Genomic DNA, 13,260 nt, shown 5'->3' on the forward strand with positions numbered 1-13,260 from the left:
ATGTCTCTGCCGCTTAAAAGAACGGCGTACGGTGTGTCGCGACGGCCAGGATATAGATAAACACGATGACCGCGGCAACCGCCGCACAGGCGCGTATTCTTCGCGTTTTGCCACGTTTGATCGCGACCGTGCCCAGCAAGATGTAAATCACCAATGCGGCAATTTTAGCGCTCAGCCAACCCGGTAGTGGCCAAAAGTTGAGCGTAACGGCAAGCGTAACCCCCAACGCCAGGAGAGCCGTATCAATCATGTGAGGCACCACCTTGACCCACGGCGCCTGAAGCACTGGCCGTTCTTGCACTGACCAATATGCTCGCAGGATAAAGAAAGCCAGGGTTGCATAAGCTGCCGTTATATGGAGATGTTTAAGTATCCAATAATGTTCAGCCACAGCCTTCTCCAATACATGGCAAAGGGTATTTTAAACGCCAGCTTAACCGTCAGTACCATCAACCCGCGCGGTGAAAAGCGGGACGGCATAGTGCAGTAGAAATATCAAATAGCTAACACACCAGGCGATGATCACGATGCTATAAACCCACTGGCTTGAGTGAGGAAATAACACCAGCCACACCGAGCGAAGTAGCGCCGCTAAAAGCAGTACGGCTAATGCGACTCCGATACCGGGTAGCGTTCGGATAGCGCGCCCGGTGTGGCCAAGCGATACCCTTGCCATCATCGCCAACATCATGGTGCCCATGCTGCCAATGGCCAGCGCATGAAGGGCGCTTTCGACGCGTTGCCCCGATATCAATTGCCAAGCCCACATGACTAGCCCTAAAGGGATGAATGTGTAGCTGGCATGCAGCCCCCAAAGCAGTGGTTCACGAAAGCTTTTCCACCCTTGCCAATGGCTTAAGCGCCAGGCGTTGCTCAGTGCCGCTATCAACATCAGCGCTGCCATCAACGCATTGGCACGTAGGTCGCTAAGCAGGATAAGCGCCTGCAACATGACAATTGCCGCCAGGGTGCCAATGCTGGCTAGTTCTAAGAGGCGATAGCGTGCCGGCTGGTCAAACCCCAATTTTCGGGACGTGAAAAATGGAATCACACGGCCCCCTAACAACACCATGAGCAGTGTAATTACCAGCATGGCAAAGTGACCGGCTTCGCGTAAGAGAAGTGCGCTGTTGTTGATAACGACCGGATTTATAACAGCCAGGTGCATCGCGATATTGGCGAAGGCTAACGCCAATAGCACAGGAACTAACATCAGATTGCGCCACATGCGAACGGCAATGACGCGTTTTGCAATCGAGAGTGCCACCAGTGGTAAAAACGACACATCCACCAGCAGGATTAGCCATCCAGGCAAGTAGGTGAAGGCAAGCAGAACACGTGCGGCCAGCCAAGTGATCAGCAAAGCCAGTAGTGGCCAGCCAGAAAGACTAGGTTGGCCTGTCCAGTTTTGTACGGCTGTCAGTAAAAAGCCCGCGATAATGGCGCTGCCAAAACCAAACAGCATCTCATGCTGGTGCCACCACAGCATGCCGCCATAGGGGGAGAGCCAGACATTGCCGTGCCAGAAGCCAAACCATACGAGCATGGCGAATACGCTGAAAAGAGCACCAAACCAAAAGAAAGGGCGAAACGCCAGACGCATCAGTGGAAGGCGTTGGTAAAGAGATTGAAAGGCCATGGTGGCACCTATCGAGGCATGACGTTTTATGGGATTACGACGATTTTTGCTCGCAGTTTAAGGGTGCGTGCTTGGCCCTCAGGGTTGCTGATAAAAGCCGCAATCAGCAAGCCATTTCGAGCGCCTATCCCCAGTGATGCGTTCTGCCTATCCCCTAAGGGGTAGAGGTGGGTTATATGGAGGTAACCTGGCAGATATTGCCGTTTTAATCACTCAGAATCGGTCTTCAAGTTGCCTTAAGCGGGCAGATTGCTTTTATGAAAAAGCTTGGAGATCGACCATGAGTCATTTTATTGACCGGCTGAATTTTTTCCGTAAGGCGCGCGAGCCCTTCGCCGATGATCATGGCGAAGTCCGCCAGGAGGACCGCCAGTGGGAAGACAGCTACCGTCGGCGTTGGCAGCACGATAAAGTCGTGCGCTCTACGCACGGGGTTAACTGCACAGGTTCGTGCAGCTGGAAAATCTACGTCAAAAATGGCTTGGTGACCTGGGAAACCCAGCAGACCGACTACCCGCGTACTCGCCCCGACTTGCCCAACCATGAGCCCCGCGGTTGCCCACGTGGGGCAAGCTACTCCTGGTACATGTACAGTGCCAATCGCTTGAAGTACCCGCTGATCAGAAAACCCCTGCTCAAACTATGGCGCGACGCGCTGGAAGAAAACAAGGATCCCGTAGCGGCCTGGGCGTCCATCGTCGAAGACCCCGCCAAGACCCAAGAGTACAAACGGGCCCGTGGCATGGGTGGCTTCGTGCGGGCTGACTGGGACGAGCTTAACGAACTGATTGCGGCGTCTAACGTATACACCGCCAAGCAGTACGGTCCTGACCGCATCGTTGGCTTCTCGCCGATTCCCGCCATGTCGATGGTTAGCTATGCCGCAGGCAGTCGCTATCTCTCGCTGATTGGCGGCGTGTGCATGAGTTTCTATGACTGGTATTGCGATTTACCGCCGGCTTCGCCGATGACCTGGGGGGAACAGACAGACGTACCCGAGTCTGCCGACTGGTACAACTCTGGCTACATCATTGCCTGGGGCTCCAACGTACCCCAAACCCGCACACCGGACGCCCACTTTTTTACTGAAGTCCGCTACAAGGGCACCAAAACCGTCTCCATAACGCCGGACTATGCAGAGGTCTCCAAGCTTACCGACGAGTGGTTGTCGGCCAAGCAGGGCACCGATGCCGCGCTTGCCATGGCCATGGGGCATGTGATTCTCAAGGAGTTTCACCTGGAAAACCCGAGCGCCTATTTTACGGATTACGTGCGGCGCTATACCGATATGCCTTGCCTGGTCGAGTTAGAGAAACGCACCGATGGCACCCTGGTGCCCGGTCGCCAGCTACGCGCCAGCGACTTCGCCGATAACCTTGGCCAGGACAATAACCCCGAGTGGAAAACACTCGCGTGGGATGAAACCCGCAACCAGCTAGTCGTACCGCGTGGTTCGATTGGTTTCCGGTGGGGCGAAGACGAAGCCAACCAGGGCAAGTGGAATCTTGAGCCCCTTGATGCGGAAGGGGGAGAGATCAAACCTTTGCTAAGCCTTGCCCGCCAGCACGACGAAGTGGCCCGTGTCGCGTTTCCTTATTTTGGCGGCATTGAGCATGAGCATTTTGACCACGTGACCGGTGAAAATGGTGATCTTTTATACCACTCCCTGCCTGCCAAGCGACTGAGCAAAGTCGACGGCAGCGACGTGCTGGCGGTGACCGTTTTCGATCTGATGTGTGCCAATTACGGCATCGACCGAGGATTCGGCAAGCAAGGCGAAGACGACGGCGCCACCTCTTATGATCAGATCAAGCCTTATACGCCTGCGTGGCAAGAAAAGATCACTGGGGTTTCCGCCGAGCAGGCCACGCGTATTGCCCGCGAGTTTGCCGACAACGCCCATAAAACGAATGGCCGCAGCATGATCATTGTGGGTGCCGGCATGAACCATTGGTACCACATGGACATGAACTACCGTGGTCTGATCAACATGCTGGTGATGTGTGGTTGCATTGGCCAAAGCGGCGGTGGCTGGGCGCATTACGTGGGCCAGGAAAAACTGCGTCCACAGACCGGCTGGCTGCCGCTAGCCTTCGGCTTGGACTGGACACGCCCGCCACGCCACATGAACTCGACCTCGTTTTTCTACAACCACTCCTCACAATGGCGCTACGAGAAACTCGAAATCAAGGAGATTTTATCGCCCTTGGCTGATACTGCCAGGCACACCGGCAGCCTGATTGACTACAACGTGCGCGCCGAGCGTATGGGTTGGCTGCCTTCTGCGCCACAGCTATCGACCAACCCGCTGCGCATCGCCGAGGCGGCTAAAGCCGCGGGCTTGTCGGCCAAGGATTACGTTGTCGATCAGCTAAAGAAAGGCGAGTTGGCATTTGCTGCTGAAGACCCCGATAACCTGCAGAACTTCCCGCGCAATATGTTTATCTGGCGCTCCAACCTGTTGGGCAGCTCCGGCAAGGGCCACGAGTATATGCTCAAGTACCTGCTTGGGACTCGTCACGGTATCCAGGGCAAGGACTTGGGCGATTTCGGTGGCCAAAAGCCCGAAGAGGTCAAGTGGCACGATGGCGCGCCGGAAGGCAAGCTGGATCTGCTGGTGACGCTGGATTTCCGAATGTCGACCACCTGCCTGTATTCAGACATCGTGTTGCCCACGGCGACCTGGTACGAGAAAAACGACCTCAATACCTCGGATATGCACCCGTTTATCCACCCGTTAACGGCCGCCACCGACCCTGCCTGGGAGTCACGCAGCGACTGGGACATCTATAAAGGTATCGCCAAAGCGTTTTCCAAAGCCTGTGTGGGGCATTTGGGCGAGGAGACCGATCTGGTCACGCTGCCCATGCAGCACGACTCCCCCGGTGAGCTGGCCCAGGTTGACGTTAAAGATTGGAAGAAGGGCGAGTGCGAGCCGATTCCCGGTAAAACCATGCCTGCGCTGATGGAAGTCCAGCGCAACTATCCCGAGACCTATGAGCGCTTTACCTCGCTTGGCCCAGCGCTTGAACAGTTGGGTAATGGCGGCAAGGGGATCAGTTGGAACACCGATTCTGAAGTAGAACTGCTGGGCAAGCTCAATAAACGCAAGCTGACAGGTTCCTCGAAAGGGCGGCCGTGCATCGAGTCCGCGATAGATGCCGCTGAAACCGTGCTAACCCTTGCACCCGAAACCAACGGCCAGGTGGCGGTCAAGGCCTGGGGAGCGCTCGGCAAGATTACCGGTCTCGAGCACACCCACTTAGCGCGGCCGAAGGCAGAGGAGAAAATTCGTTTTCGCGACATCGTCGCCCAGCCACGCAAGATCATCTCCAGCCCGACCTGGTCTGGCCTGGAAGACGAGCACGTTTCCTATAACGCCGGTTACACCAACGTCCACGAGTTGATCCCCTGGCGAACGGTGAGTGGTCGTCAGCAGTTTTATCAGGATCACCCCTGGATGCGTGACTTTGGCGAAAGCCTGCTGGTCTATCGCCCGCCGATCAACACCAAGGCGGCGGAAAATTTCCAGCTTCCCGAAGACAACGGCTTTAAAAGCAAGGCGTTGAACTTCCTGACGCCGCACCAGAAGTGGGGCATTCACTCCACCTACTCCGATAATCTTTTAATGCTGACGCTGAATCGCGGCGGCCCGGTGGTGTGGCTTTCGGAAACCGATGCCACCGAGATTGGTATTGAAGATAACGACTGGCTTGAGGTTTACAACGCCAACGGTTCGATTGCCGCCCGCGCCGTGGTCTCCCAGCGTGTCAAAACAGGCACGGTGATGATGTACCACGCTCAGGAGCGCCAAGTGAATGTGCCGGGTTCTGAAATCACCGGTACCCGTGGCGGTATCCACAATTCGGTGACCCGCGTGTGTCCCAAACCCACCCATATGATCGGCGGCTATGCCCAGCTTTCCTATAGCTTTAACTACTACGGCACGGTGGGTTCCAACCGCGATGAGTTCGTGCTGGTGCGCAAAATGAAGCATATCGATTGGCTCGATGGCGAAAATAACGACACCGTCCAGGAGGCCGTAAAATGAAGATTCGCTCACAAGTCGGCATGGTCTTGAATCTCGACAAATGCATCGGCTGCCATACTTGTTCTGTCACCTGCAAAAATGTCTGGACCAGTCGCGAGGGCGTCGAATACGCCTGGTTTAACAACGTCGAGACCAAGCCCGGTATCGGTTACCCCAAGGAGTGGGAAAACCAAGCCAAATGGAAAGGCGGTTGGATGCGCCGCAAGGACGGCAAAATAGAGCCGCGCATCGGTGGCAAATGGCGTGTGCTGGCGAATATTTTCGCTAACCCCGACCTGCCCGAAGTCGACGACTATTACGAACCTTTCGACTTTGATTACCAGCACCTGCACACCGCCAAACAGAGTGATCACCAGCCGGTGGCACGCCCACGCTCGCTGATCTCTGGCAAAAGGATGAACAAAATTGAGTGGGGGCCCAACTGGGAGGAAATTCTTGGCACCGAGTTTGCCAAGCGGCGTAAAGACATTAACTTCGAGCAGGTTCAAGCCGACATTTATGGTCAGTTCGAAAACACCTTCATGATGTATCTGCCGCGCCTTTGCGAGCACTGCTTGAACCCGACCTGTGTCGCAAGCTGCCCAAGCGGGGCTATCTATAAGCGCGAAGAAGACGGCATTGTACTGATCGACCAGGACAAATGCCGCGGCTGGCGGATGTGTATCTCCGGCTGCCCGTATAAAAAGATTTATTACAACTGGAAGAGCGGAAAATCCGAGAAGTGTATTTTCTGCTACCCGCGTATCGAGTCCGGCCAACCGACGATCTGTTCGGAAACCTGCGTGGGGCGTATCCGCTATTTGGGCGTATTGCTTTACGACGCGGATCGCATTGAAGAAGTCGCCAGTGCTCCCAGCGAGCAAGACCTTTACCACCGCCAGCGGGAAATCTTCCTGGACCCGCATGACCCCGAGGTGATTGCTCAGGCGAAGCAAGACGGTATTGCTGACAACGTCATCAAGGCAGCGCAGGAATCACCCGTCTACAAGCTGGCGATGGACTGGGGCCTGGCGCTGCCGCTTCATCCTGAGTATCGCACCTTGCCCATGGTCTGGTACGTGCCGCCGCTTTCGCCGATTCAGTCTGCTGCTGAGGCGGGTAAGGTCGAGTTCGATGGCGTACTACCCAAGATCGAATCGCTGCGCATTCCCGTGCAGTACCTCGCCAACCTGCTTACCGCCGGTGAAGAAGCGCCCGTTGTGCTGGCCCTAAAGCGTTTAATGGCCATGCGCGTCTACATGCGCGGCAAACACGTGGAAGGCAGTGCCGATAGCGAGGTGTTGGACGCGGTCGGCCTCACTGAAGCACAAGTGGAAGAGATGTACCGCTACCTGGCGATTGCTAACTACGAAGATCGTTTTGTGATTCCCACCAGCCACCGCGAGATGGCCACTGATGCGTTTCCCGAGCGTGGCGGCTGTGGTTTCAGCTTTGGTGACGGTTGCCACGGCGAAAGCTCCGCCAGTCTGTTCAACGGCCGTTCAACCACCACGACCTTGGTAAAGCCGGTGGAAACCTACGATCCACAAGCACAACACGAGGACGCGCGCCATGGATAACGTTGCTGAAAACATCATGCCTCGGGTTCAGCAACCGGTTCAGCAGGAGATGTTGAGTCTGCGCGTATTGGCGCGACTGCTGGATTATCCCACTGCCGAGCTGCAGCAGGCGACCGGTGAGTTGATCGACATACTGGACGGTGAAAAGCGTTGGCCTGTTGCCTTGCGCCAACAGTTGGTGGCCTGGTGCCAGCGTATCGCAGCGACCGATCTGCTGGAGCTGCAAGCGGAGTATGTGGCCCTGTTTGATAAAGGCCGTGCGACCTCGCTTTTACTGTTTGAGCATGTTCATGGTGAATCGCGTGATCGAGGGCAGGCCATGGTGGATTTGATGAATGAGTACCAGGCCGCCGGATTCGAGTTGGATGCCCGGGAACTGCCCGACTATTTGCCGTTATTTCTGGAATATCTCTCTACGCGACCTGAAGGTGATATCGCCCGTTGGATAGGCGAGATTCAGCACATCCTGGCGCTACTGACTGCGCGTATAGAGTCACGTGATGCGGATCATGCGCTAGTGCCTTGTGCACTGCTAGCGCTGATTGGTGCTGAGGAAAGCGTCAATGTTCACCGCGACGAGGTAAAAGCGGAAACGCCTGACGATACCCCAGAAGCGTTGGATGCCGTATGGGAAGAGGAGGCCGTGCGCTTTTCGGCAGACTCCGACCAGGACTGCGCGCTGCAGTCTGCTGAAGGTCGTCGGCTGGCTGAGCGTAAAAACTCGGTGCCAAGCGACCCCGTTACCATCCTGCCCAACAGTCGCTCTAGTGGTCATGGCCCAAACCATCGCTAAAGGAGAAACGTCATGTTTAGCGAATACCTGCAACACTTGATCTACGGTTATTACCCTTACCTTGCCGGGACGGTGTTTCTGTTCGGAAGCTTGGTGCGGTTTGACCACGCGCAGTACACCTGGAAAACCGGCTCCAGCCAGATGCTGTCGTCTAAAAATATGCGCCTGGCGAGCAACCTGTTTCACATTGGCATCATCACGATATTTTTCGGCCACCTGTTTGGCATGCTCACACCGCACTGGGTGTACGCGACCTTTTTGCATGCGGGAACCAAACAGTTGATCGCTATCGTTGTCGGCGGTGCCGCTGGGGTTGCCTGTTTGGTCGGGGGTGCCATGTTGCTCTATCGCCGGTTGTTCAACCCTCGGGTGCGCGCCTCATCCAGCCTGATGGACACCTTGATTTTGGGGCTGCTGGTTTTCCAGGCATCGCTTGGCTTGGTCACCGTCATTTTCTCTCTGGGCCACCTTGATGGCGAAATGATGCTGACGCTTTCGAGTTGGGCGCAGTCGATCGTCTTCTTTAGTGGCGGCGCTGCCGACTATATGGCCGAGGTGTCTTGGGTCTACAAGCTGCATATCTTTGTAGGCATCACCATCATCATGCTGTTCCCGTTTTCAAGGTTGGTGCATGTGTGGAGTGCGCCGTTCGGCTATATCACCCGCCGCTATCAACTGGTACGCAAACGGGGTTAAGGAGTGACCATCATGCAAATGATCGATATAGAACAACTGCCCGGCGCAGAGACGTCCACGCCGATCAGTGTGGGTGGCCAGGCTATTCTGGAAAGCGACATTGCAAGCGAAATGCAGTATCACCCCGCGGATTCTGCAGGCAGTGCACAGTTAAAAGCTGCACGGGCGCTTGTCGTCAAAGAGCTGTTGCGTCAGCGCGCCGAGATATTGGGACTGGTCGCTCAGGGCGGCGATGCCGACGACCAGGTGATTGCGGAGCTGCTCGAACAAGAACTGGTCGTACCGGAACCTAAAGAAGAAGACTGCGAACGCTTCTATGCCCGCCACCCAGAGCGCTTCTGCGAACCCACACAACTCAGCGTCCGGCATATTCTCCTCCCTGCCGCACCCGACGATGCCGAGGCGCGCGATGCTCAGTATCACCAAGGCGTCACGCTACTCGAAACACTAACCCAGCACCCAGAGCGCTTTACCGAATGCGCTATGCGGTATTCCGCTTGTCCTTCCAATGAGCAGGGCGGTGAGCTGGGCTGGTTGCTGCCTGGGCAAACGGTGGCGGAGCTGGATCGTGCACTGAAACACTTGCCAGAAGGGTTGCATGAACGACCCATTGCATCGCGCTATGGCTGGCATCTCATCATGGTAGACAAGCGCAAGGAAGGGCAGCCACTTCCTTACGCGGAGGTGGCCGATCAAGTACGTCTTAGTTTGCATGAACAGGCGACCCGGCGTGGCCTGCGTCATTATCTGTTGGCGCTTGAAAGCGATATCGGGGTGACCGGCTTTGCCATGGACGAAGAAACCGGTAACGCACTAATGCAGTAGGCGACCAACAATGGCGTGAGCACTGAGTGGGAGAGAGGCTATGAATTGTGGCTGTAGTGATAGGGTAGCCACCCGTCTGATCAATGTGTTTACCGCTCGGCAGCAGCTCATCGATGCGGCGGTCCCACTTGAAGACCCTGAGTGCATAGCTCTTGCAGATGCCTTTGGACGAGTATTAGCGGTGCCTGCCATCGCCCCGCTGGATATGCCGGGTGTCGATAATAGCGCGATGGATGGTTATGCACTTCGAATGATGGACTATCAGGCTGCCCATCAGCGGGGTGGATTGCCTGTCATGCAGCGGGTACCCGCTGGGGCTGGCGTTTTAGCGTTGCCTGAGGGCGGGTGCGCACGCATCTTCACCGGTGCGCCAGTCCCTCTTGGGGCCGATACAGTAGTCCCCCAAGAGCGGGTGACAGTGGACCTTCAGGGGCATATCCACGTTGATGGTGTACTTGAGCCAGGGGCGAATATTCGCAAGCAAAGTGAAGAAACCAAGGTCGGTAGTACCTTGCTGCCTAAAGGTAACTATCTTGATGCGCCTGCTATTGCCCTATTGGCAAGTCACGGCATTCATAACGTCGTAGTCAATCGACGCCTTCGCGTTGCCTTGTTCTCAACGGGTGACGAACTGATCGAAACCGGGGCCTCGTGCGCCCCGGGGCAGGTATACGACAGTAACCGTGCGATGCTCAATGTGCTACTCAGGCAAGCAAATTGCGAGGTGGTGGACTTAGGCGTCGTTCCTGATTCGCCGCGCTTATTACACCAAGCATTTGATCATGCCCAAGCCAATACAGACATGGTGATTTGTACCGGTGGCGTATCCGTCGGCGAAGAGGATCACGTTCGTTCCGTTATTGAGCAGCGCGGAGATCTGCATTTCCATGGCGTTGCGATAAAACCTGGCAAGCCCTTTGCATTTGGCTCTTTAAGTTCAGATTTATCGTCATCCACACCCTTAATGGCGTTGCCGGGCAATCCTGTTGCATCGCTGGTTGGCTGGCAACTTCTGGGGCGGCCTTTCGTTCATGCGATGCAGAACAGGCGAGTAGAGGCTCTGGAGCATTACCCGGTAACGGCAGGATTTACACGTCGAGGTCCACGTGGACGCTGTGAGCTATTGCGAGTGGTGCTTGAGTGGCAAGGCGGGATGCACATTGCCAAACTCGCCGGAGGGCAGGGGTCTCATATGCTCTCTGGGGCAAGTCAAGCAAGTGGTTACTTAATGGTTCATGCAGAGACAGATATTCTTGAAGGTACTGCCTACCCGTACTATCCCGTTAATCAATTTATCTCCTAGCGTGATACATATGGGCTTATGCATCCCCGACGTTGCAGAATCTCACCGATCGCCGCGATTATTTTTGGGTGAATTGCCAGCCAATCTGTATTAGCGTTAATGCATATCTTCGTAATGCGCTATGAAAGAAAGTTTGCCGGGAGGTAAGTCCATGATACATAAAGAGCACCATCGGTCTCATCGGGCCGGTTGGCTACGTGCTGCTGTGCTGGGCGCGAACGATGGAATTGTTTCCACCAGCAGCCTAATACTGGGCGTTGCAGCAGCGAATACGGCTCAAAGCGATATCATGTTGGCGGGCGTGGCGGGACTAGTGGCAGGCGCAATGTCGATGGCGGCTGGAGAGTATGTATCTGTTAGCTCTCAAGCCGATACCGAGCATGCCGATCTCGACATCGAACGAAAAGCATTAGCTGAGCATTACGACTTTGAGCAGCAAGAACTTGCCGCTATTTACGAAGCGCGTGGCGTCGCTCCAGAGGTGGCAAGTCTAGTCTCCGAACAACTAATGCAACATGACGCTTTGGGCGCTCATGCCAGAGATGAAATCGGCATCACTGACATCAGTCAAGCGCGTCCGCTTCAGGCCGCATTGTCATCGGCGGCAACGTTCACCTTCGGCGCACTTTTGCCTTTGTTAGTGGCTTGGTGGGCGCCACCATCACAGCTTATCGTGTTAGTGGCTGTGTGCTCGCTTTTTTTTCTAGCCTTTTTGGGTGCTGTTGCAGCGCGTGTCGGTGGCGCACCAATAATAAAGGCTGCTGTGCGAGTCATGTTCTGGGGAGCTCTTGCGATGGCCTTAACATCCGCCATAGGGCGGGTGTTTGGGGTCGTGGCTTAACTACGTGACCAGTTTTGGCTCCTATCGACTCTGTAAATGCCGAGTGTTCAAAGTTGATAGATAGTCGCCTAGCTTTCAGGCGTGGAGAATAGTCTTCAACTACATTTGAATCTACAGATGCTTGTTATGAAGGGGCCTGGCGGATTAATCCTCGGAGCCCATTCCGACGACCGGAGGCTCTCAGCGTGGAATTCAAGGATTACTACCAGGCGCTCGGCGTTACAAAGGCAGCAACGTCCGAGGAGATCAAGAAGGCCTACCGCAAGCTGGCACGCAAGTTTCATCCCGATGTCAGCAAAGAGCCGGATGCGGAGCAGCGCATGCAGGCAATCAATGAAGCCAAGGCAGTACTGTCTGACCCCGAGAAACGTCTCGCCTATGACCAACTCGCACAGCAGTATCACTCTGGCCAGGATTTCCAACCACCTCCGGATTGGGATGCGGGTTTTGAGTTCAGTGGGCGTGGCTTCGAGGAGGCCGACCTCGGTGAGTTCAGCGACTTCTTTGCCAACCTCTTCGGCCATGGCGGCCGACCAAGAGGGGGTGGGCGCGGTTATCAGATGCGCGGCGAGGATCGACACGCCAAAGTTGTTATTGATCTAAATGATGCCTACCTCGGCGCTACCCGTACGATCACGCTGCTCGTACCCCAGGCCGATGCCCAGGGTCGCGTCAGTTCCAGAGAACATACCCTCAACGTAAGAATTCCCAAGGGCGTTAAAGCGGGCCAGCATATTCGGCTTTCAGGTCAGGGCAGCCCCGGTATTGGCGGTGGACCGGCAGGAGACCTGTTTCTTGAGATCCACTTTACCCCCAACTCGCATTATCGAGTTGAAGGACGGGATGTACACCAGACGGTGCCGGTCACGCCCTGGGAGGCCGCCTTGGGTGCCAGCATTGAAACCCCCACCCCTTCTGGGATCGTGAAAATGAAGGTGCCTGCAGGGTCACAGTCAGGGCGTCGGTTGCGCTTGAAGGGCCGCGGTATTCCCGGGCCTGAACCGGGCGATCTGTATGTGGAGCTAGAAGTCGTACTGCCCCCGGCCGATAGCGATAAGGCACGGAAACTCTATGAAACCATGGCGCAGGATATGGCTTTCGATCCGCGCCAACGGAAGGGAGGCTAGACCATGGTAAAAAGGGCTGTTACCAGCGGTGATCTGGTCGATGAGGCGACACTCACCCTCGACGAGTTGGCGCGTGCCTGCGCGGTGGAAACCGATTGGGTCATCGAACGCATTGAGAGTGGCTTACTCGCCGATGGTTCGCCCTATGTGGCGAGCTGGCGCTTCACAAGTCATGATTTGACCCGTGCCCGGCGGATGTTTCGGCTGGAACGCGATTTTGAGGCTGCCCCCGAACTAGCCGCATTGACGACTGACCTGATCGAGGAAAATCAACGCCTAAAAGATCGATTGCGCGCTGCGGGGCTTTGAGAACACCTTGCACTGATCAGGTGGTGGCATTGGCGATTATTTCAGCGCCAAGGCGGAACTCTGGCCACTGCTGATGCAAAGAAAAATAATACTTTTAAATCAGTGTCTTATGCTTTA

11 protein-coding genes are annotated in these 13,260 nt (G+C 55.7%); 9 read left to right on the plus strand and 2 right to left on the minus strand.

Annotated features, from left to right (window positions below):
- Nucleotides 1-13 precede the first annotated feature (13 nt).
- Together HXW73_RS08315 and HXW73_RS08320 are read right to left on the minus strand one after the other, a co-directional pair.
- On the minus strand, nt 14-391 hold the full coding sequence (locus tag HXW73_RS08315; RefSeq protein WP_186255749.1) for a SirB2 family protein: 378 nt from the start codon (nt 389-391) through the stop codon (nt 14-16).
- Between the two features lie 42 nt (nt 392-433).
- Entirely contained in the window at nt 434-1,639 is a 1,206-nt protein-coding gene (locus HXW73_RS08320) for an NnrS family protein (RefSeq protein ID WP_186255750.1), read from the minus strand.
- Between the two features lie 280 nt (nt 1,640-1,919).
- On the opposite strand from HXW73_RS08320, the gene HXW73_RS08325 reads away from it, so the two are divergent.
- The 9 genes from HXW73_RS08325 to HXW73_RS08365 all read left to right on the plus strand — a co-directional run bounded on the left by HXW73_RS08325 (nt 1,920) and on the right by HXW73_RS08365 (nt 13,143).
- Nucleotides 1,920-5,690 carry a nitrate reductase subunit alpha gene (locus HXW73_RS08325; RefSeq protein ID WP_186255751.1) on the plus strand — a complete coding sequence of 1,257 codons (3,771 nt, stop codon included), beginning with the start codon at nt 1,920-1,922 and terminating at the stop codon, nt 5,688-5,690.
- Complete coding sequence (narH, locus tag HXW73_RS08330; protein WP_186255752.1) at nt 5,687-7,249, plus strand: nitrate reductase subunit beta; 1,563 nt, start codon at nt 5,687-5,689, stop codon at nt 7,247-7,249. The genes HXW73_RS08325 and narH overlap by 4 nt, the downstream gene beginning before the upstream one ends.
- Nucleotides 7,242-8,042: a nitrate reductase molybdenum cofactor assembly chaperone gene (gene narJ, locus HXW73_RS08335; protein ID WP_240538747.1), complete on the plus strand. Its 801-nt coding sequence runs from the start codon at nt 7,242-7,244 to the stop codon at nt 8,040-8,042. The genes narH and narJ overlap by 8 nt, the downstream gene beginning before the upstream one ends.
- 12 nt (nt 8,043-8,054) lie before the next feature.
- The gene (gene narI / locus HXW73_RS08340; protein WP_186255753.1) at nt 8,055-8,738 is read left to right on the plus strand and encodes a respiratory nitrate reductase subunit gamma; all 684 of its coding nucleotides are present in this window, start codon (nt 8,055-8,057) and stop codon (nt 8,736-8,738) included.
- A 12-nt stretch (nt 8,739-8,750) separates the two neighbouring features.
- Nucleotides 8,751-9,563: a peptidylprolyl isomerase gene (locus tag HXW73_RS08345; RefSeq protein ID WP_186255754.1), complete on the plus strand. Its 813-nt coding sequence runs from the start codon at nt 8,751-8,753 to the stop codon at nt 9,561-9,563.
- A 40-nt stretch (nt 9,564-9,603) separates the two neighbouring features.
- Nucleotides 9,604-10,866 (plus strand): molybdopterin molybdotransferase MoeA, encoded by a 1,263-nt coding sequence (locus HXW73_RS08350; protein WP_186255755.1) that lies wholly within the window; start codon nt 9,604-9,606, stop codon nt 10,864-10,866.
- A gap of 151 nt (nt 10,867-11,017) precedes the next feature.
- Nucleotides 11,018-11,707 carry a VIT1/CCC1 transporter family protein gene (locus HXW73_RS08355; RefSeq protein ID WP_186255756.1) on the plus strand — a complete coding sequence of 230 codons (690 nt, stop codon included), beginning with the start codon at nt 11,018-11,020 and terminating at the stop codon, nt 11,705-11,707.
- A gap of 185 nt (nt 11,708-11,892) precedes the next feature.
- A complete protein-coding gene (locus HXW73_RS08360; protein ID WP_186255757.1) occupies nt 11,893-12,834 on the plus strand; it encodes a DnaJ C-terminal domain-containing protein in 942 nt (313 codons plus the stop codon).
- Nucleotides 12,835-12,837: 3 nt separating this feature from the next.
- Complete coding sequence (locus HXW73_RS08365) at nt 12,838-13,143, plus strand: chaperone modulator CbpM (RefSeq protein ID WP_186255758.1); 306 nt, start codon at nt 12,838-12,840, stop codon at nt 13,141-13,143.
- Nucleotides 13,144-13,260 lie beyond the last annotated feature (117 nt).

Origin of the sequence: Halomonas sp. SH5A2, assembly GCF_014263395.1 — a bacterium.
Classification (GTDB): domain Bacteria; phylum Pseudomonadota; class Gammaproteobacteria; order Pseudomonadales; family Halomonadaceae; genus Vreelandella.

Coding starts and splice junctions, on each gene's coding strand:
- HXW73_RS08320 (WP_186255750.1), bottom strand. CDS start 1,639: ATGGCCTTTCAATCTCTTTACCAACGCCTTCCACTGATGCGTCTGGCG.
- HXW73_RS08325 (WP_186255751.1), top strand. CDS start 1,920: ATGAGTCATTTTATTGACCGGCTGAATTTTTTCCGTAAGGCGCGCGAG.
- narH (WP_186255752.1), top strand. CDS start 5,687: ATGAAGATTCGCTCACAAGTCGGCATGGTCTTGAATCTCGACAAATGC.
- narJ (WP_240538747.1), top strand. CDS start 7,242: ATGGATAACGTTGCTGAAAACATCATGCCTCGGGTTCAGCAACCGGTT.
- narI (WP_186255753.1), top strand. CDS start 8,055: ATGTTTAGCGAATACCTGCAACACTTGATCTACGGTTATTACCCTTAC.
- HXW73_RS08345 (WP_186255754.1), top strand. CDS start 8,751: ATGCAAATGATCGATATAGAACAACTGCCCGGCGCAGAGACGTCCACG.
- HXW73_RS08350 (WP_186255755.1), top strand. CDS start 9,604: ATGAATTGTGGCTGTAGTGATAGGGTAGCCACCCGTCTGATCAATGTG.
- HXW73_RS08355 (WP_186255756.1), top strand. CDS start 11,018: ATGATACATAAAGAGCACCATCGGTCTCATCGGGCCGGTTGGCTACGT.
- HXW73_RS08365 (WP_186255758.1), top strand. CDS start 12,838: ATGGTAAAAAGGGCTGTTACCAGCGGTGATCTGGTCGATGAGGCGACA.